General features: G+C 42.7%; 20 protein-coding genes. 7 read left to right on the top strand and 13 right to left on the bottom strand.

What is annotated here, in order from left to right; genetic code table 11:
* Nucleotides 1–92 precede the first annotated feature (92 nt).
* The gene (locus GFC28_RS16530; protein ID WP_044745942.1) at nt 93–434 is read left to right on the top strand and encodes a sporulation membrane protein YtrH; all 342 of its coding nucleotides are present in this window, start codon (nt 93–95) and stop codon (nt 432–434) included.
* Complete coding sequence (gene ytrI, locus GFC28_RS16525) at nt 431–937, top strand: sporulation membrane protein YtrI (RefSeq protein WP_044745941.1); 507 nt, start codon at nt 431–433, stop codon at nt 935–937. The genes GFC28_RS16530 and ytrI overlap by 4 nt, the downstream gene beginning before the upstream one ends.
* Before the next feature lie 469 nt (nt 938–1,406).
* Here ytrI and GFC28_RS16520 read toward each other — a convergent pair whose 3' ends face one another.
* Entirely contained in the window at nt 1,407–2,354 is a 948-nt protein-coding gene (locus GFC28_RS16520) for a DHH family phosphoesterase (RefSeq protein WP_044745940.1), read from the bottom strand.
* Between the two features lie 89 nt (nt 2,355–2,443).
* Between GFC28_RS16520 and GFC28_RS16515 the strand changes: the two genes are divergently transcribed.
* The gene (locus GFC28_RS16515) at nt 2,444–2,758 is read left to right on the top strand and encodes a YtpI family protein (RefSeq protein ID WP_044745939.1); all 315 of its coding nucleotides are present in this window, start codon (nt 2,444–2,446) and stop codon (nt 2,756–2,758) included.
* Between the two features lie 17 nt (nt 2,759–2,775).
* Here GFC28_RS16515 and GFC28_RS16510 read toward each other — a convergent pair whose 3' ends face one another.
* Complete coding sequence (locus tag GFC28_RS16510) at nt 2,776–4,092, bottom strand: CBS domain-containing protein (RefSeq protein ID WP_044745938.1); 1,317 nt, start codon at nt 4,090–4,092, stop codon at nt 2,776–2,778.
* Between the two features lie 123 nt (nt 4,093–4,215).
* Nucleotides 4,216–4,896: a metal-dependent hydrolase gene (locus GFC28_RS16505; protein WP_044745937.1), complete on the bottom strand. Its 681-nt coding sequence runs from the start codon at nt 4,894–4,896 to the stop codon at nt 4,216–4,218.
* A 488-nt stretch (nt 4,897–5,384) separates the two neighbouring features.
* Between GFC28_RS16505 and GFC28_RS16500 the strand changes: the two genes are divergently transcribed.
* Nucleotides 5,385–6,479: a M24 family metallopeptidase gene (locus GFC28_RS16500; protein ID WP_044745936.1), complete on the top strand. Its 1,095-nt coding sequence runs from the start codon at nt 5,385–5,387 to the stop codon at nt 6,477–6,479.
* Between the two features lie 38 nt (nt 6,480–6,517).
* Here GFC28_RS16500 and ald read toward each other — a convergent pair whose 3' ends face one another.
* The 3 genes from ald to GFC28_RS19565 form a co-directional block, all read right to left on the bottom strand.
* Nucleotides 6,518–7,639 carry an alanine dehydrogenase gene (gene ald / locus GFC28_RS16495; RefSeq protein WP_044745981.1) on the bottom strand — a complete coding sequence of 374 codons (1,122 nt, stop codon included), beginning with the start codon at nt 7,637–7,639 and terminating at the stop codon, nt 6,518–6,520.
* A 121-nt stretch (nt 7,640–7,760) separates the two neighbouring features.
* Nucleotides 7,761–8,519, bottom strand: coding sequence for an SDR family oxidoreductase (locus GFC28_RS16490; RefSeq protein WP_044745935.1), 759 nt, complete (start codon nt 8,517–8,519; stop codon nt 7,761–7,763).
* Nucleotides 8,520–8,859: 340 nt separating this feature from the next.
* Nucleotides 8,860–9,012, bottom strand: coding sequence for a hypothetical protein (locus GFC28_RS19565; protein WP_172798662.1), 153 nt, complete (start codon nt 9,010–9,012; stop codon nt 8,860–8,862).
* A 113-nt stretch (nt 9,013–9,125) separates the two neighbouring features.
* On the opposite strand from GFC28_RS19565, the gene GFC28_RS16485 reads away from it, so the two are divergent.
* Entirely contained in the window at nt 9,126–9,584 is a 459-nt protein-coding gene (locus GFC28_RS16485; RefSeq protein ID WP_044745934.1) for a universal stress protein, read from the top strand.
* A gap of 301 nt (nt 9,585–9,885) precedes the next feature.
* Here GFC28_RS16485 and argH read toward each other — a convergent pair whose 3' ends face one another.
* Together argH and GFC28_RS16475 are read right to left on the bottom strand one after the other, a co-directional pair.
* Nucleotides 9,886–11,268: an argininosuccinate lyase gene (gene argH / locus GFC28_RS16480; RefSeq protein WP_044745933.1), complete on the bottom strand. Its 1,383-nt coding sequence runs from the start codon at nt 11,266–11,268 to the stop codon at nt 9,886–9,888.
* On the bottom strand, nt 11,265–12,473 hold the full coding sequence (locus GFC28_RS16475; RefSeq protein ID WP_044745932.1) for an argininosuccinate synthase: 1,209 nt from the start codon (nt 12,471–12,473) through the stop codon (nt 11,265–11,267). The genes argH and GFC28_RS16475 overlap by 4 nt, the downstream gene beginning before the upstream one ends.
* 198 nt (nt 12,474–12,671) lie before the next feature.
* Here GFC28_RS16475 and GFC28_RS16470 point away from each other — a divergent pair, with 198 nt between their 5' ends.
* Together GFC28_RS16470 and GFC28_RS16465 are read left to right on the top strand one after the other, a co-directional pair.
* On the top strand, nt 12,672–12,986 hold the full coding sequence (locus tag GFC28_RS16470; protein ID WP_044745931.1) for a hypothetical protein: 315 nt from the start codon (nt 12,672–12,674) through the stop codon (nt 12,984–12,986).
* A gap of 137 nt (nt 12,987–13,123) precedes the next feature.
* Nucleotides 13,124–14,782, top strand: a complete 1,659-nt coding sequence (locus GFC28_RS16465; protein WP_044745930.1) for an acetate--CoA ligase — start codon at nt 13,124–13,126, stop codon at nt 14,780–14,782.
* A gap of 221 nt (nt 14,783–15,003) precedes the next feature.
* Here the strand turns inward: GFC28_RS16465 and GFC28_RS16460 are convergent, their stop codons facing one another.
* The 5 genes from GFC28_RS16460 to ytfJ all read right to left on the bottom strand — a co-directional run bounded on the left by GFC28_RS16460 (nt 15,004) and on the right by ytfJ (nt 19,897).
* Nucleotides 15,004–15,516 carry a MogA/MoaB family molybdenum cofactor biosynthesis protein gene (locus GFC28_RS16460; RefSeq protein WP_044745929.1) on the bottom strand — a complete coding sequence of 171 codons (513 nt, stop codon included), beginning with the start codon at nt 15,514–15,516 and terminating at the stop codon, nt 15,004–15,006.
* 510 nt (nt 15,517–16,026) lie between these two features.
* Nucleotides 16,027–17,226, bottom strand: a complete 1,200-nt coding sequence (locus GFC28_RS16455; protein ID WP_044745928.1) for an acetate kinase — start codon at nt 17,224–17,226, stop codon at nt 16,027–16,029.
* A gap of 526 nt (nt 17,227–17,752) precedes the next feature.
* Nucleotides 17,753–18,745, bottom strand: coding sequence for a class I SAM-dependent methyltransferase (locus tag GFC28_RS16450; RefSeq protein ID WP_044745927.1), 993 nt, complete (start codon nt 18,743–18,745; stop codon nt 17,753–17,755).
* 109 nt (nt 18,746–18,854) lie between these two features.
* Nucleotides 18,855–19,355, bottom strand: coding sequence for a thiol peroxidase (tpx, locus tag GFC28_RS16445; protein WP_044745926.1), 501 nt, complete (start codon nt 19,353–19,355; stop codon nt 18,855–18,857).
* A 77-nt stretch (nt 19,356–19,432) separates the two neighbouring features.
* Nucleotides 19,433–19,897, bottom strand: coding sequence for a GerW family sporulation protein (gene ytfJ, locus GFC28_RS16440; RefSeq protein WP_044745925.1), 465 nt, complete (start codon nt 19,895–19,897; stop codon nt 19,433–19,435).
* Between the last annotated feature and the right edge of the window lies 1 nt (nt 19,898).

Below are 19,898 nucleotides of genomic sequence, written 5' to 3'. Positions count from 1 at the left end.
TCCTTCATTATAGTCGACAAAACTTTGGCAACGCAAAACATACTTATATCTGTTCGTCCATATATATGTTTAAAGAAAGGAATGAGGCGATGATGGGAACGAAACTTGCGTTTTTACCGGCGTTTATTCAAAGCTACTTTATTGCTCTTGGAGTTCTTTTAGGAGGAGCAGGCATTGGCGGAATCGGGGCATTTCTGATGGGACAGCCACCGCTGACATCCATGTATCGTTTTGCGATGGATTTAAAAATTTGGGCGGTCGTAGCCGCAATTGGCGGGACATTTGACACGTTTTATACAGTCGAGCGCGGCTTATTTTCAGGAGAAACACGTGACATTGTCAAGCAGTTTCTGCTCATTATTTCCGCGATCGGTGGCGCACAAACAGGTGTTACCATTATTACATGGCTGACACAGGAGCATATTTCTTCATGAGAATTCCTCCATACTATCGCGACAAAACTTGGCAGCGTTTTTTTGCCGGTGCCGCGATCGGTGCGGTCCTAAGCTGGTTCATATTTTTACATTTATTTGGTGTATTGCAAGAAAAGCAGGTGCGCCAGATCACTGAACTTCAAGACAAAATTGCTGATTTAAACAGCGATATTCAAATTTGGCAGGAAGATTATATTAAACTAAACAAACTGAACAAAAAAAAGTTGACCGTCCAAGAAATTCGCATCCAGCTTGTCAACGCAAATGAGTATAAACTCGATTCCTATATGAAATTTCATATTGAAGAAAGCGTCAAAGAAGATGTATCCCACCTAGTCGCCAAAGATATCGAAACCGTCTATCAAAGCAAGGATTTATTAAAAAAGACGATTGAAAACAAAACCTATACCATCAATGAGCAAACGTATCGACTTGAAATAACGGAGCTGTTTTTATTCACTACATTATCAATTGAATTAAAGCTAAAGCCCGTTCACCGCTAGCAGGATATCATCGAGAATGACCATATAAAAATAGGCTGAAGGGGATTTCAAAAAAGATGATATCTTTTCACTAGTGTTGATGATCCATTATTTTACTAAAAATATGGAATGATTGAGCTAGACACACGCTTTTCTGCATGTCCAGTCGGCAAGCGAGTGGCTTGCCGACTACGGCAGAAAAGTAAGGACTCAAGCAATGTCGATTGATTTTTATTGGATCATCAACACGCTTGACATATTTTTTAAACAAAAATTACGTTTGGTTGCATTTGGTCATTTTCCTTAATAGCAGTACTTCCAACATCGATCTACCAAAACAGCAACATAAATATAAATGGAAACCAAAAAATCTTTCAACAAACAGAAAGAAGTCACCAAACAACGAACAAGTGATAACTGCTGGATTATAGCCGAGGACAAAATCTCCGACCACATAAAAAACGGACCTTCTCTAGATCGGGTTGAGTTATTAATGGGCTTGGCACGCCAATTCTAAATCAGCAATCACCCGATCCGCATCCTCCCAAGAATAAATCGACGCACCTGCAGCGAAAGGATGTCCGCCGCCCCCGTATTTTTTTGCTACTTCATTGACAATCGTTCCTTTTGAACGGAGGCGAACACGAATTTCTTTGTCCTCCTCAATAAAAAAGACCCATGCCTGTATTCCATCAACGTTGCCAAGAAGACTTACAAGCTGCGACGCTTCGGACGGAGAAGCGTTATATTTTCCAAGCAGTTCTTTTGTCATTTTTACAAACGCGACTCCGCTTGGAGAAAGCTGAAAATTTTGTAGCACATATCCGCTTAAATGAGCAATATTCACTTTTGTGCGATATAGCTCATCATATAGATCGGTCAATGAAAAGCCGTATTCAACTAGTTCGCTTGCATATTGGAATGTTTTAGAGCTTGTTCTTGAAAAAAGAAAACGTCCCGTGTCCCCGACAATCCCAGCGTAAATCAAACGAGCTGCTTCTTTCGTCATGACCAAGCCTTTCTCTTTGCCTGCTAAGTAAAACTCATAAATCATTTCACTTGTCGAGCTGGCGTTCGTATCGACCCACAATAAATCTCCGTACGGATCTTCGTTCGGATGATGATCAATTTTAATCAGTTTTTTTCCTAACCGATAGCGCCCATCACAGATCCGCTCCTGGTTCGCCGTGTCACATACAATCACAAGCGCGTTTTTATATACATGATCATCGATTTGATCCAACCGTCTTAAAAAATTAAGCGATTCTTCTTCTCTTCCTACTGTATAAACATTTTTTTGTGGAAATGAGGCCTTCAGAATTTCCGCCAATCCTCCTTGGGAGCCGTATGCATCTGGATCAGGACGGACGTGGCGGTGAATAATGATCGTTTCAAATTGCTGAATCACCTGTAAAATTTCCAATGCCTTCTCGCTCATATTCGTTCCCTCTTTTACGATAGTTTTCTTTCATTATAAGGGAAAAACATGTACAATGGTAGAGAAACAAAAGATGGAGGGGTGCGTTCATGCCTGCACTAGTCATTCTCATCATTTTTTCTCTTTCCTTCTACGCCTATTATAAAATGAAATATTTTCGTAGCCAGCGCCCGCTCGAACGGCAATGGCTTTCTGCCAAATCAAGCATAGCTCTCGGCCTATTTGTCTTTTTCTTCGGCGTCAACCAATTCTTTTTATATTCTTCAACCGTCACCTATATTGTCGGAATCATTTTTTTATTGGTGGGTGGCGGAAGCGCATGGGCCGGATATCGGTCCTATAAGCATTATTTGCCGCTGGTGATAGAAGAGGCGCAGCAAACAGCTAAAAACGGGGGATCATGATCCCCCGTCCATAAAAACTACCTGTCCATTAACTGGCACATCATTAATGCTTTTCCTACAACCACTCCGTCATGATATACTTCAACATCAACCTTTCCGAATTTCCGGCCAATTTCTAGCAGCCTTGCTTTAATATCAATAATACTGTCAATTTGCACCGGTTTAATAAAATAAATCGTAATATTTTCGATCACTAAATCTCCGCGTTTATATAGCCGCAATACCCGCGTTGCCGCTTCCGTCACAATCGTTGTAAACACGCCATAAGACAGCGTTCCTAAATAGTTCGTCATTTGCGGCGTTACCGTGCATTGAAAGACATTTTCTGTTTTCGATTGCTGTTCTGCTTCTTGGAATTGGCTTGTAATGAGATCATCGATCGTTTCCCCGACTTGCGGCTGTCGCTGAATCATTTGCAGCGCCTTTAATACGTCCTGCCTGCTTATAATTCCCTGAAGACGATTATGGTCATCGACAACCGGCAACAATTCAATGCCTTCCCATACCATAATATGTGAAGCAAAGGCCACCGACGTTTTCCCGTTTACAGTAATCGGATATTTCGTCATGACTTTTTCAATCGGCAGCGTCCGTTCACAGTCTAACACATCTTTTGATGTCACCATTCCTTGTACTTTGAAATGACGGTCAACAACAGGAAAACGGCTGTGCTTCGTTTCGCGGTTGAGCTGATACCACTTTTCGACTATATCCGTGGTTTCTAAATATATCGTTTTTTCGAAAGGAATTAAAATATCTTCAACAAGAACGATTTCTTTTTTAATGAGCTGATCGTAAATCGCACGATTGATCATCGTCGCAACTGTAAACGTATCATAACTTGTCGATATAATGGGCAGCTGCAGCTCGTCCGCCAGCTTTTTGACATAATCATCTGTATCAAAGCCTCCGGTAATCAACACGGCCGCACCTGCTTCTAACGCAAGCTGATGCGCCTTCGTCCGGTTTCCGACAATTAATAAATCTCCTGCTCCTGTATAACGCATCATCGCTTCAAGTTTCATTGCACCAATGACAAAGCGGTTGAGCGTTTTATACAGACCTTCACGTCCTCCTAGCACTTGTCCATCCACAATATTGACAACTTCCGCGTAAGTGAGCTTCTCAATATTTTCTTTCTTTTTTCTCTCGATTCGAATCGTTCCAACACGCTCAATCGTGCTGACATATCCTTTATTTTCCGCATCCTTAATCGCCCGGTAAGCCGTTCCTTCGCTTACCCCCATTTCTTTCGCGATTTGCCGAACAGAAATTTTTTCTCCTACCGGCAAGCTATCAATATATTGCAAAATTTGCTCATGTTTTGTCGCCAAATGTCTTCACCCTTTGTGCCAAAGTCTATTTTTATTATAAAGGTGAATGAAGCGCGATTCAATGAAGGGCTAGCCACATGATTCGCAAACAAAAAAGGAGCTTGGATAAAAGCCCCTTTTTTGCTATAATTCCATACTTTCTCCTGGTTGTAATACTTTTCCCACGCCCTCTTTGAGCAGCGAAACAAACTGGTGCGGATTTTGCTCAATGACCGAGAATGTGTTGTAATGAATCGGTACAACGGTTTTGGCACGCAGCCAGTCCGCTGCCAACGCCGCATCCTCTGGTCCCATTGTAAAATTGTCGCCAATGGGCAAAAAGGCCACATCGATTTCATTTCGCTCGCCAATCAGCTTCATATCCGAAAACAGCGCCGTATCTCCCGCGTGATAAATCGTTTTTCCTTCCGCATAGAATAAAATCCCGCACGGCATTCCCGTATAAATGATTTGCTTGTTTTCGTCAATATAACTGGAACCATGGAAGGCTTGGGTTAATTTGACTTTTCCAAATTCAAATTGGTGCGCTCCGCCAATATGCATCGGATGCGCATTGACACCTTGCCAGCTTAAATACGTAGCCAATTCAAATGGAGCCACTACCAGCGCATTGTTGCGAAGCGCAAGCGGAATCGTATCGCCTACATGATCACTATGCCCATGTGTCAGCAAAATCACATCTACCTTTACGTCGTCAGCATTCAGATCCGTCGCCCCATTTCCTGTAATAAACGGATCAATGAAAATCGTCTTTCCGTTCGTTTCAATTTTGACAACTGAATGTCCATGATACGTAAGCTTCAATTTGATCTGCTCCTTTCCTATGTACAAGGTCTTTCATTGATATATTTCGCAAAAACTTTTATATTTCCTTCTTCATGTAGCGAATGAACACCTAGCAGACAAACGGATGGGCCCACAGGTGTTCTTAAGAAGCAGAAACGCTAGTACGTATTGCTAGATAAAATCCATTCATTCATGGTCCTTATACTATTAGAACGGACGGCAGCTGCTTTGGCAAAGTCATAGACTCGCTTAAGAATCATGCATAATCGTTTACATCCGGCAAAATTACTGGTACTCTCAAATATAGAGTCTGCTCATGAGCATCAATCATCCACTATTTTAACGTAAACGCTTTCTTCGTGCTTTTTAGAACAAGAAAATCAACGAAGTATTTGCTTGCGATAAACCTCTTGTTCAAAATGCTGAGTCATTGATGGGCACCTCGTCAATGAAAGCGACAGATGGATTGATGTTTATCAATATAGAAATAAAAGGAAGTGAACATAATGAACCAACGACTTCAATCGCTTTCACACTGGATGCAGCAAGAACAGCTTTCCTTCGCCCTTATTACATCCACCGCTAATGTCTTTTACTTAAGCGGATTTTACAGTGAACCGCATGAACGGCTTTTAGCGCTGCTCATCTTCCCAAATGATGAGCCCGTTCTCATCTGTCCACAAATGGAAGTGGCTCAAGCTAAACGCTCCGGTTGGGCTTATTCTATTATCGGCTACAGCGATATTGAAAATCCTTGGGAGCACATTTATACGCATATGAACAAAAGATCTGTGACCGTTGAAAATGTCGCGATTGAAAAAACACACCTATCTCTTGAACGATATGAACAGCTATGTACCTATTTTTCCGTGCGCTCAACCGTTAATGTAGAGGAAAAATTGCGACAGCTGCGCATGATTAAAGATGAACAAGAAATCGCGATTTTACGGCAAGCAGCTTCTCTCGCTGATTATGGCGTGGAAGTCGGCGTAAAAGCGATTGCTGAAGGCAAAACAGAATTAGAAGTGATTGCCGCCATTGAGTACGAATTGAAGAAAAAGGGCGTTCGCCAAATGTCGTTTGCAACGATGGTATTGACGGGGGCCAAAACGGCTGATCCCCATGGCACCCCAGGCTTAGCCTCTATTCAAAAAGGAGATTTTGTCTTATTCGATTTAGGCGTTATTTTAGATGGATATTGTTCAGATATTACGCGAACCGTTATGTTTGGCCAACCAAACGATGAGCAAAAGCAAATTTATCATACCGTCTTAAACGCCCAGCTCGCTGCTATTGCAGCATCGAAGCCAGGAACAGAGATTGGTGCGGTGGACAAAGCGGCAAGACAGTTGATTGAGCAAGCTGGTTACGGTTCTTATTTTACTCATCGCGTCGGGCACGGATTAGGCATTGAAGTTCATGAGTATCCTTCGATGAATGCAACCAATACGATGCCGCTCGAGCCGGGGATGGTCTTTACAATTGAACCGGGCATTTACATTCCGGACATCGGCGGTGTGCGTATCGAAGATGATATCTTGATTACTGAAAACGGCGCAGAGATTTTAACAAATTATCCAAAAGAATTCATCCTATTATAAAAACAAGCGGCGTTCTCCAAAGTGAACGCCGCTTGTTTTCACATTGACTCTAACAAAGGTTTGGCATCTTGAAATGAGAGGTTATGCGCCCTTGCTACAGCTTCATATGTCACATAACCGTTCAATGTATTCATGCCTTTTAACAGCGCTGGATGATCAAGACATGCTTGACGATACCCTTTATTGGCAATTTGCAGCGCATACGGTACGGTGACATTTGTCAGGGCAAAGGTGGACGTGCGTGGAACAGCCCCTGGCATATTAGCAACCGCATAATGAACAACGCCATGCTTCGTATAAGTTGGATCACTATGGGTCGTGACACGATCGGTTGTTTCAAAAATTCCGCCCTGATCAATGGCAATATCAACAACAACCGAGCCGGGAGACATGGTACGAATCATCTCTTCGGTCACTAGCTTTGGCGCTTTTGCTCCTGGGATGAGTACCGCTCCAATCACTAAGTCCGAGTCTTGAACCGATGCAGCAATATTATACATATTTGACATCAGCGTCGTAACATGGTCGCCAAATAAATCATCAAGCTGTCTCAGGCGCTCCGGATTCACATCAATAATCGTGACTTCTGCGCCGAGTCCCACTGCCATTTTGGCTGCATTCGTTCCAGCCACGCCTCCCCCAATAATCGTCACCTTTCCTCGTTTGACTCCCGGCACACTTCCTAATAAGATTCCCTTTCCACCATGCGGCTTTTCTAAAAATTGCGCGCCAATTTGCACCGACATTCGGCCAGCCACTTCACTCATCGGCGTCAACAGCGGTAGGGAGCCATTAGCAAGCTGTACGGTTTCATAGGCAATCCCGACTACTTTGTGATCAATAAGAGCTTTCGTTAATTCAGGCTCTGCTGCCAAATGGAGATATGTAAATAAAATTAAGTTTTCTCGAAAATATTGATATTCCTCGGGAAGCGGCTCTTTTACCTTCATCACCATTTCTGCCGCCCAAGCATCTTGAGCCGTTTTAACAATCGTAGCTCCCGCTTTTTCATATTCCTCATCTAAAAATCCTGATCCTTCTCCAGCGCCTGCTTCTACATACACCTCATGCCCCGCTTGAACGAGCGTCATCACTCCAGCTGGGGTCATCGCCACACGATTCTCATTGTTTTTAATTTCCTTCGGCACACCTATTTTCATCATCAACCGTCCTCCTCCATTACGAGCGCTGTCGTAATTTTTTCTTAAAAAAACCGCACCAAGAAAGTATTTCCATCTGTACTATATATAGAATGGAATGAACGCTGGAAAATTATTCACATTAACGATACCGATGAATGACATCCATTCCTCCTGTCACTTCAATAATGGAGCCTGTAATCATATCCGAATCTTCTTCACATAAAAATGCAATCATCCGGGCTATATCTTCTCCCGTTCCTGAACGCCCTATCGGCGTCATCTCATCTCTTTGCTTTCTTGATTCCGCAATGGTCGCCTCTTTCATATCCCCTAATATGTTCCCAGGACAAATCATATTGGCTGTAATTCCATATTCCGCTTCCTCTACCGCAATCGTTTTGGTTAAGGAAACAAGTCCAACTTTCGCGGCACTAAATGCAGAACGGTGAAGCCAGCCTGGTGCATTGGCTGCTCCTTGAAAGCCGTACGTAATAATGCGGCCAAATCCTTGGTTTCTCATAATTGGAATCGTTTTTTTAAACAAATGAAAAACGGCGCTCAAATTTCCTTCGATCATCTCATACCATTCTGCTTCACTATAATCTGCTAGCTTTTTTCGTTCGAAAATATAAGGCCCGGCATTATTAATTAAAAAATCGATACGGCCGAATTTCGCTAGCGCTTGAGCAACCAAATGATGTAAATCTTCTTTTTTTGTAACATCCCCCTTCACGAATTGCAGCCGTTCAGAAACATGAGCATATTTTTGTTGAAGTGAATGGACGGCAGCTTCATCGCTTCGGTAGTTTACGGTTACCGAGTAGCCTTTTTCAAGCAGCACCTCCGTCACCTTTCGTCCCAATCCTTTTGCACCAGCTGTTATGAGGGCATGTCGCACTCGAAAAACTCCTCCCCATAAACAAGTATCTAATTTTACTTTACTACAATCCCAAAAGAAAAAACATCCATTATACTTATCATACCATGAAACACACCCAGCATCAGGCGATAGACCAAATCAAAATTAATTTTGTCTACCATTATTGCATTCAGTGATTGTGATTTTTTCTACCAAACTGGCTCAAAAGTGCTTGGTAGACAAGGAACGGAGCCAAGCGAAGACGCGAATGGAACAAAAGAAATTCATGAGTGGGACAAACGAGGCCGGTGACGCAGGATAAAAGCGTTTGCCAACAATCTGAAGCCATCATGGCGTATATACGCCATGATGGCTTTTATCATTCTCCTATCTCTCTTTGTGGTTGATAATGCGGTTGCTCTTGTTCAATGCCATCACTATGATAAGCAGACATGATTTGTTCGCTAATTTCTTGCGCTACCTCTTCATCATCGTATAAATTCCATTCATTGTTCTTCTTTTTCTCCTCCATGCCTGTCACTCCTTTTTCATAAAATTGTTATGACAGCTCTAGTTTTCCTAGTTTTCTATATGATATACTTCAATTAGAACTAACATTTCTATCCAAAAGGGGAGTGGGGAAACATGACAATGACGTATAAAACGATTGTTGTCGCTGTAGATGGCTCGCAGGAAGCTGAATGGGCGTTTAAAAAAGCGATCCAAATCGCCAAACGCAACGAAGCATCCTTGATTTTAACCCACATTATTGATATTCGCGCATTTGCTGCCGTTGAAGCACACAGCCAATCAGTAGTGGAGCGTTCTGAGCAATATGCAAAGGAACTGCTAGAAAACTATAAGCAGCAAGCTCTAGAAGCTGGAATTGAACATGTCGTTGTCGACATTGAATTCGGTTCTCCAAAAGTAAAAATCGCCAAAGACATCGCTCCAAAGCACAAAGCAGACTTAATCATCTGCGGTGCCACAGGATTAAATGCTGTCGAGCGTTTATTGATTGGAAGTGTTTCCGAGCATATTACTCGCTATGCCAAGTGTGACGTGTTAGTAGTCAGAACAGAAAAAGAGCTTGGGGAAGTATAAAATAGTCTGTAGTGAGAGATTCGGGTTGAAAAATCGACATAAAGAGGAAGCGACGGGGCTTTTGCTGAAAAATCCATCTGTATTTGTATAGCTGCGACCGGCTTCTCCAACATTGCTCCTTAAGTAAACAGATGATGAGTCGATTTCGACAGCCGGTCACACTTTGACATGACGCAAGCTGATCGAATCAAAGATGATAGGCAAAATCAACTTTGTCCATCATTTCCTTTTGATTTGTTATCCCATTTATCAACACTCCAAGACCGATCCGCAAAAGGCGGATCGGTCTTGTTTATTCGTATCACTTTTTTTCACTCAACCGTTTTTTCGCGTTGGCCACCGCTTTGCGCACTTCGGCAAACCCCGTCCCTCCAGCGCTGTTGCGCCGATTCACCGCCGTGTACGGATTCAGCGCCTCGTAAATATCAGATTCAAATAAAGGTGAAGCTTTTTGATACTCTTCAAGTGGCAAGTCAGCTAAAAATATTCCTTTTTGAATGCATGTTAAAACAAGCTTTCCTACCATTTCATGCGCTTCGCGGAAAGGCACTCCTTTTGCCGCCAAATAGTCAGCAAGCTCTGTCGCGTTTGAAAAATCTTGCTTCGTCGCTGCTTCCATAACCGCCACATTCACCTTCATCGTTTCAATCATACCGGCAAAAATTTTTAATGAGCCCATAACGGTTTTGACCGTATCAAACATTCCTTCTTTATCCTCTTGCATATCTTTATTATAAGCAAGCGGTGTCCCTTTCATGACCGTTAGCAACCCAAATAAGTTGCCATATACCCGCCCCACTTTTCCGCGTATGAGCTCTGCCATATCGGGATTTTTCTTCTGCGGCATAATGCTGCTTCCTGTAGCAAATGCATCATCCATCTCGACGAATCGAAACTCTTGGCTCGACCAAAGAATCAATTCCTCACAAAAACGCGATAGATGCATCATCAACATCGAACTGTTGCTTAAAAATTCAATAATAAAATCTCGATCGCTCACCGCATCGATGCTATTTTCATATATTCCATCAAACCCCAGCAATTCAGCGGCATACTCGCGATCAATGGGAAAAGTCGTTCCGGCCAATGCTCCCGCTCCAAGAGGCGACTTATTAATGCGTTTTAACGATTCAGCAAAACGCTCATAGTCGCGCTCAAGCATCCAAAAATAAGCAAGCAAGTGATGAGCAAATGAAACTGGTTGCGCTCGCTGTAAATGTGTGTATCCTGGAATTAATGTTTCAATATGCTGCTCCGCTTTTTCAACAAGCACCTTTTGCAGTTCTTTCATCAGATCCATGATTTCTGTAACACGTTTACGCAAATAAAGATGCATATCCGTTGCCACTTGGTCGTTGCGGCTTCGTCCAGTATGCAATTTTCCGCCCACATGACCGATTTCATCTATTAGCATCTTCTCGATATTCAAATGAATATCCTCATATGCAACAGAAAACTCTAACTGATCCTGTTTTGCTTTTTCTAAAAGCGCAAGCAAACCAGCCTTGATGATCTCGACATCATCATTGGGCAAAATGCCGCATTTCCCAAGCATCGTCACATGTGCAATGCTTCCTTCAATATCTTCTTCAACGAGCTGTTGATCAAAAGGGATCGACGCACCGAACTCGTCGACCCACTCTTCTGCTGTTTTTGTAAATCGTCCGCCCCAAAGCTTTTTCACACATTCACCTTCTTTTTGCTGTTCACGATGCTGTGTACTTTCGTTGGCAAGCCAAATAGGGAGATAAAGCCGACAGCTGCTTGATGATCAAATTCATCTTCCGCTGTGTATGTCGCCAGCTTTTCATCATATAGCGAAAACTCCGATTTTCGCCCTTCAATGATGGCATGACCTTTAAACAATTTGACGCGCACAATTCCTGTGACATTTTTCTGCGTTTCATTTAAAAATGCAACAAGCGCATCTTTCAGCGGTGAAAACCACAAGCCGTTATAGATGATTTCCGCTAATTTCTGTTCAATTAACGGTTTAAAATGAGCGACCTCCTTCACAAGGGTTAAATCCTCTAATTCTTTATGCGCCTGAATAAGCGTCATCGCGCCAGGGCATTCATAGACTTCACGTGACTTGATGCCGACAAGGCGGTTTTCAACATGATCAATCCGTCCAACTCCATGCTTACCAGCCAACGCATTAAGCTCCAAGATCAATTGAGCAAGCGAATAATGCTTTCCGTTTAGCGTTTTTGGAACTCCTTGCTCAAAGCCGATCTCGATGATCTCTGGAACATCTGGCGTATCCTCTAACGCCGCTGTTAACTCATAAGCTTCCTCTGGCGGAGCGGCCCAAGGATCTTCGAGAATACCGCATTCATTGCTTCTTCCCCATAAGTTTTGGTCAATAGAAAACGGGCTATCTAAATCAATTGGAATCGGAATACCGTGCTTTTTCGCATATTCAATCTCTTCTTCGCGTGACCAGCTCCATTCCCGAACAGGAGCCACCACTTCCAAGTTCGGGTTCAGCGCCTTAATCGACACTTCAAAACGAACTTGGTCATTTCCTTTTCCTGTGCAGCCGTGAGCAACCGCTACCGCACCTTCCAACTCGGCAATTTCAACTAGCTTTTTTGCGATTAATGGACGCGACAGAGCAGAGACAAGCGGATATTTTCCTTCATAAAGCGTATGAGCCTGCAACGCTACGAGCGCGTACTCGTTGGCAAATTCCTCCTTCGCGTCGATAACATATGATTGGATAGCGCCAACCGTTAAGGCTTTGCTTTGCACAAAATCGAGATCTTTTCCTTCGCCTACATCTAAGCAGCACGCGACAACATCATAGCCTCGCTCTTGTAACCACTTAATAGCAACCGATGTATCTAAACCGCCGGAATAAGCTAACACAATTTTTGGATTAGCCATTATGATTCCCCTTCCCTTGATATACATAAATATACTTAAAACTAAATAAATATTCAAAAATCCACATTACCAATTTATCAGCTTTTATGATTTTTTTCAATAGTTATTCAACAAAAAGTATAAAAATACTATTCTTTTCTCTCTTGTTGCCCGCTTATGCTTTTTTGTAAAATAAAAGGAAGAAAGCGAGGGAGAGAGATGAACGCTTACTTTATCCATGATCAGCGGCTCGGTATTTCGTTGCCTTCACTTGATAAAGAGTGGGAAGAATATAGCGAAAAAGAGCAGCACGAAATCTTATTGGAATGGGAAAAAATCCGCGGAACGATCCCTGATCGGATCGCTGAACTCGAACAAATCATCAATCATAAGCAGGAGCAATTAAGCGATGAAAATAATTTTACCCGTTCATGCCAGCTTAACTTTGAAATTGCCGAGCTTGCTTCTGTCATTAATGACTTATGGATTTGGTATCGAATGAACCAAACGGTATCAAAGCAGGTGCATCAATAAAAGAACGAATCGGAGAGACAGAAACATTCATCCCTCTCCATTTTTTTATTTTTGTAAAATATATTGAATATTTATTTTTTTCATATTATTATTTGTATATTAACTTTCACTAATTGAAGCAACAGAGGGGGATTTATATGGAAAAGACGGCATCATACACTTCGCTAATCGAATCTTTTTCTTGGGATGATGTATTTAAGCATTATGATTGGAATCCGAAGGAATACTTTAACGTCGCCCATGAAGTTTGCGACCGCTACGCAGGCGATCCGCAACGCATTGCATTATTTTATGAAAACCATTCGGGAGAAAAGCGAATCATTACATATGAAGAGCTTCGCAACTGGTCCAATCAAATGGCCAATGTCTTTCGCAAAATCGGGATTAAAAAAGGGGATCGGGTTTGCGCGCTTTTGCCAAAAAACCCTGCATTAGTCGTCTACATTCTCGCTGCTTGGAAAGTTGGCGCCGTTTATGTGCCGTTATTTACTGCCTTCGGTCCGCAAGCGGTCGAATATCGGATTAATAATTGTGAGGCAAAGGCGATCCTAACGAATCGAGAACAGCGGGCAAAGCTGCCGACAAAAGATAAGGCGCCTACACTTGAGCACATCTTTGTCATAGATGGCCCTACTGAACCTCATGATTGGGATTTTTGGGAAACGCTTTCAAAAGAATCTAGCGATCATGTAACGGAAAAAATGACGGTCAACGATTTATTAGCGATTCAATATACTTCCGGCTCTACTGGAATGCCAAAAGGAGCGATGTGGACACACAACCTTTTAATCAATATCTATCCGTATATGCGCTATGCTGTCGATTTACGGGATGACGATATTTTTCTAGGAGGAGCTGACCCTGGCTGGGCCTATGGTCTAATCTTTTGCACCTTTGCACCAATGTGCTTCGGCGTGCCAATCGTCCTATATGAAGGGCCGTTCAAGGCAGAAACATATTACGAATTAATGGAAAAATACGGTGTTACCAATTTCGCATTTGCACCGACCGCTTATCGAGCGATGGTAGCGGCTGGAGAAGAACTAATCACAAAGTATGATATTCGTGTCCGTGCGATGAGTTCTGCCGGTGAGCCGCTCAATCCTGAAGTCATCCGCTTCTTCCAAAAAAATTTAGGGGTCACCGTTCATGATCACTACGGATTGTCTGAAACATTGATGCTCATTGGCAACTTCAACTCTCTCGATATGGACATATTGCCGGGATCGATGGGCTGGGCGCTGCCGGGATTTGAAGTGGCCTTGCTTGACGATCAAGGACAAGAAGTACCAACGGGTGAAGTCGGACAAATTGCGTTCCATACCCATTCGATTCCAAATGTTTTCCACGGTTACTGGAAAGATCCTGAAAAAACGGCGCAAAGAATGATCGGTGATTGGTTCCTGACTGGAGATTTGGCGCTGAAGGATGAAAATGGATACTTTTGGTTCCAAGGGAGAGCAGATGATATCATTTCCAGTGCCGGATACCGCATCGGGCCTTTCGAGGTCGAAAGCTCACTGATCGAGCATCCAGCTGTGGTAGAAGCAGCTGTTGTTGGAAAGCCCGACCCGCTTAAAGGAGAGATTGTAAAAGCCTTCGTTGTATTGGCAAATGCATATGAACCTACCAAAGAATTGGCCGAAGAATTATCTTTATTTGTTAAAAATCGCTTATCTAAACATGAATACCCGCGCGAAGTGGAGTTTGTAGCAGAACTTCCTAAAACATCAAGCGGAAAAATCCAACGCTTCATCCTTCGCAACCAAGAAATAGAAAAACAAAAAAACGCTTAATCAGATAAAAAGGGGCGTCTATAAGCTGGGGAATCGGCTTATAGACGCCCCTTTTATCTTTTTATAATTTTCCACTTTCATAGATGTTGATTTTCTGGACAGCCCATCGCGGTGATAGCAAAATCGAACTACCTAAGATAAACAAGTGAGGCAAAAGAAGCAGGATCAAAGCATTTATCGACAGTCTGAGCGTCCGCTTCAGTGAATAAGCACGTTTTTTCTCATGCATCCTTTCTTATTTCCCTGACAACATGCGGCAATTCCGGCAATATTAATTTCGTCATCGCCAGACGAACAGCTCCCGTCGAGCCCGGCGTCGCAAAAATGGCTGTATCATTTGCCACTCCGGCGATGGCGCGTGACAGCATAGCGGCAGACCCGATATCTTCGGTGTAGCTGAGCATCCGAAACAATTCGCCAAAACCAACGATTTCTTTATCAAGAATTTCTTTCATCGTCTCAATCGTCACATCGCGCTTGGCGATTCCTGTTCCGCCGTTTGTCAAAACGACGTCGATCTCCGGATGCCGGCACCCGGCTAAGACCGCTTGGCGAATCTCTTCTTTTGTGTCTTTGACGATTTCATAATCCACGATCTCATGTCCAGCTCCTTGAAGCAGCTCAAACATCGCTTTTCCGCTCTTATCTGTCTCCATAGTTCTTGTATCACTGATCGTAATAATTTTGCATTTTACCACTTTCGGTGCTTCCTGTTTATGCTCAAATACAGCCATAACAAACTCCTTTCTTTTTTATCGCTTCTAGCATTCGGCTTATAGCTCATGCGGTTGAAAAAACGAGTGGTTTTTTCTAAGTGTGATAAGATGGAACACGAAACCATATCGCATGCTCAGTCTAAGAGATTCATGACACTTGCAATCAATCCAGCTCATTCACTTCCGTTCATCAGTCCCCTAAACTATTATCCACAAAATGGAATCATCCATAAAAAATCTTTGCTATCCTTTGGTACTAGCCAACCATTCCTTTATATTCTCCATCATATCATGCAAAATCCTTTTTCCTAAGGGCTATGTTATAGTGGGAGAAACGATTTTTAGGATGGCACGGTTCCAAAGCAGCAAAAAGTGAACGACAAACCTTTCCTTTTCATTCATAATAGCCATATTAGCCATAAAGGAAGGATTGCGGGTAATGAAAACAGCTACGATTGTAAATCAGCTGTTTCTCAATTAATGTCTATATTGAAAAAAAGCCAGACGTCAAATGTCTGGCTTTTTTTCTTATACATAGGCAATATCCGCTAAGCGAACAACATCGCGAGCGATCATAACCTCTTCATTCGTTGGAATGACTAGTACTTTTACTGGAGAGTGAGGATAGCTGATAAACGCTTCTTTACCGCGTACTTTATTGAGCGACGGATCCCAGTAAACGCCCATAAATTCAAGGCCGCGCAATACTTTTGCCCGCACGACATCACTGTTTTCGCCAATTCCCGCTGTAAAAATAATGGCGTCCACACCGCACATGCGAGCCGCATAGGAACCAATATACTTGTGAATGCGATTGGCAAACACTTCAAGAGCAAGCTCAGCCCGTTCGTTTCCTTCCGCTGCAGCCTTTTCAATATCGCGCAAATCGCTTGAAAAACCGGAAATTCCAAGCATGCCGCTTCTTTTATTTAAAACATCGATCACTTCTTCAGCAGTCTTTCCTGTTTTCTCCATGATATAAGGAATAAGCGCTGGATCAATATTTCCAGAACGAGTTCCCATCGCTACCCCTGCCAACGGTGTAAAGCCCATCGATGTATCAATCGATTTTCCACCTTCTACCGCTGCGATGCTCGCTCCGTTTCCAAGATGGCAGGAGATTAAACGCAGTTGCTCAATTGGACGGCCCAGCAGTTCAGCTGCCCGCTGCGTCACATACTTGTGAGACGTCCCGTGGAAGCCATATTTCCGAATTCCAAATTTCGTATAATATTCATATGGCAGGCTGTATAAAAACGACTGCTCTGGCATCGTCTGATGAAATGCCGTATCGAACACCGCTACTGCTGGGACGTTTGGAAGTATTTCTTTAAATGCTTTCACACCAATAATATTCGCTGGGTTATGCAAAGGCGCAAGCTCGGATAATTCTTCGATTTCCTTTAGCACTTCATCCGTGATTAAAACAGAATCGCTGAACTTTTCGCCGCCATGAACAATGCGGTGTCCTATTCCATCGATTTCTTCAAATGAGTGAATGATCTCGAAACGAATGAGTTTATCAAGCAGCATTTTAACAGCAACGGCATGATCAGGAATTGGTGTGACCTCCTGTACCTTTTCTCCGTTTACTGTAATGGTAAACACGGCATCTTCAAAGCCGATTCGCTCGACTAATCCTTTCGTTAATACGGTTTCGCTAGGCATATCAAACAATTGAAATTTCAATGATGAGCTGCCTGCGTTAATCGCCATAATTTTCGACATCTCTGATAAACAACTCCCTTATATTCAGAAAATAGTCCTTTGTTACTTGATAATAAAGAATGAATACAGATGAATTCTTCTCCATTTTACGATTCGTTCAACTATAGTTTCAAGCATTTCTCATGATTGTAATCGTTTGCAGAAAATATGTTTTTATATTCCTAAAATTTTAAATTGAAGCACGGGATGATATGCTTGGTAGGTGCCGTCCGAACCATCTCCATGCTATTTAAGCCATTTCTCTCTGGACGGTGGAAGCAGCATCCATTCTATGATGGATCAACCATAAAAAAACGCCCGGATCGCGCTTCCGAGCGTTTGTCATAAGCTTCATATTTGGCAAATATCCATTCACAACGGCTGGCCTTTCCTTTCATCACGCGGCTGTTGTGTGACGAAGATGGAACAGGACTGTTTTCAGACTCATTTATGGTTCTGTGAAGTGGACTTATTCAGCCGCCCCACCTTCCATCAAGCTGGAACACATCATGCTCAACTAGCATCATGTGTATGGATGATCGAATTTTTATAGCCCCTGCTTTTCTGTTGTGAACCATTCGTCGATTTTATGCATCATTCCCTGCATCGCCTGCTTATTTGAAAAGCTAGGAAGCTCAGCAAGCAAGGCTTTTTTAGGAGGCTTTACGCTGCTGCCTTTCTTTTGCAAAATAAAAATGCTTTTGGCCGCCTGCTCATTTTTGAACATCGAAAGCGGAAGCTGCAACAATCCTTGTACTACCGTATATTCTTTCACAAACGAATGGAGCTTGTCCGCTTGATCGCTAGTAAACAACGAATTGGGAATTAAGAAAAATAAATAGCCTCCTTCTTTCGTATAAGAAACGCTTTGCTCAATAAATAAATGGTGGGCATACGAATGCCCCTTTTCTGCTTTCAATATAAAGCGTGAGGCATTATCATCATTTGGATAATAGCCAACAGGCAAGTCGCACACAACCACATCCACCGGTTCAACAAACAGCGGCTGCAGGCTGTCTTGATTAAAAAAGTGAATCGAATGCTTTTGCAAATTTGCGTTGATATAAGCCACCTTCATCAGTAAATCGTCAATGTCGACCCCATAACTTTTTACTTGTTTTTCTGGCAGATGGTTCAGCACGGCTGTCAGCAAATTCGCGGTTCCAACCGCAGGATCGAAAATCGTAAACGCAAAGTAGCGGTTCATAAATTTGCCGACTAAATAGCTGAGGAATAAGCTAACAGCGTCTGGAGTCATTTGATGATGGGGCTGCGTATGTTCCTTCATTCCTTTTAATACAGCGAGCTGAAAGGCTTTGCGAATTTCTTCATTTGTGAAGCGTTCGAGCTGAATTTGCCGATATTCGTTTTTCAATCGTTTCCTATTCAGTTCGCTAACTTCTTCTTGCAGAACATCGCCATAAAAAAAATTTTCTCCTGTTTCTGCTACAGCTTCTAAGTATGTACACCGCAGCTCTTCCTGCAAAATAACCGCTGTCTGATCGAACAGCGAAAACAAGCGTTCAATTGGTGAATGCATCATTGTTCCCCCTCTTTTATGGGTATCCAATTTTTTATTGTATGAGCGATCGCTTTTCTTTGCAATGAAAAAGACCCCGAAAGCCAATCGAGGTCTTTTCTTCTCTTCATTATTTCGCTGCTTTAGCTGCTTCAATAGCCGCTTCATAGTTCGGATGGTTGGTTGCTTCTGAAACATACTCGACGTATGTGACCGTGTCGCTGCTGTCAACCACGAATACGGCCCGAGCAAGCAAGCGCAATTCTTTAATTAACACACCGTACGCTTGGCCAAACGAAGTATCGCGATGATCGGAGAGCACTTGAACATTCTCAATGCCGTTGGCTCCGCACCAGCGCTTTTGAGCAAATGGTAAGTCAACGCTGATCGTCAACACTTTGACGTTATCTAACTTTGCCGCTTCTTCATTAAAACGGCGCGTTTGCGCATCGCATACACCTGTATCAATGGATGGAATAACGCTGATGAGGCGAACAGAGCCTTTCGTATCCGAGAGCGTCACTTCAGATAAATCATTTGCCAAAACTTTAAAATCTGGAGCTTTGTCGCCCACTTTCACTTCATTCCCGATAAGCGTAACCGGATTTCCTTTAAATGTGATGTTGGCCATAAAAATTCCTCCCGTAAAAGTATGTATAGCGTAATCATACCGGGAATGAGAAAATTTTTCAACAATTTTTATTTCAATTAAATCCCTAAATCGTTTTTCCGTACTTCATGTCTTTCCTCTTCTTCCTTATTTCTTCGCAGCATATGCTGAATTTTTTCAATAACCTGTGGAGCGAAATCGAGAATTTTTTCATACAAATGTGTATTTTCATCAAGATGAAGCAGCTTCACCCCAGAAGAGTTAACAACTAAAAACGCGATCGGAGTAATGGAGACTCCACCGCCACTTCCTCCTCCAAACGGATGCTCTTCGTTTGGCTTTCCGTTAGCAGACGAAACAGCTGTATTTGTGCCGTTTTGCTTCCCTTCAAGCATAAATTCGCTTCCGCCAGCGGCAAATCCAAATCCTACTTTTGAAACGGTCAAAATAACGCTTCCGTCTGGCGTTTCTACAGGATCGCCAATGATCGTATTCACATCAATCATTTGCTTTAAGTTTTCCATTGCTGTTGTCATTAATCCTTGGATTGGATGGTTGCTCATA

It is taken from the genome of Anoxybacillus sp. B2M1 (genome assembly GCF_001634265.1).
GTDB lineage: Bacteria > Bacillota > Bacilli > Bacillales > Anoxybacillaceae > Anoxybacteroides > Anoxybacteroides rupiense.
The sequence above is the reverse complement of the archived record's forward strand: the minus strand, read 5'-3'. Positions and strand labels throughout refer to the sequence as shown.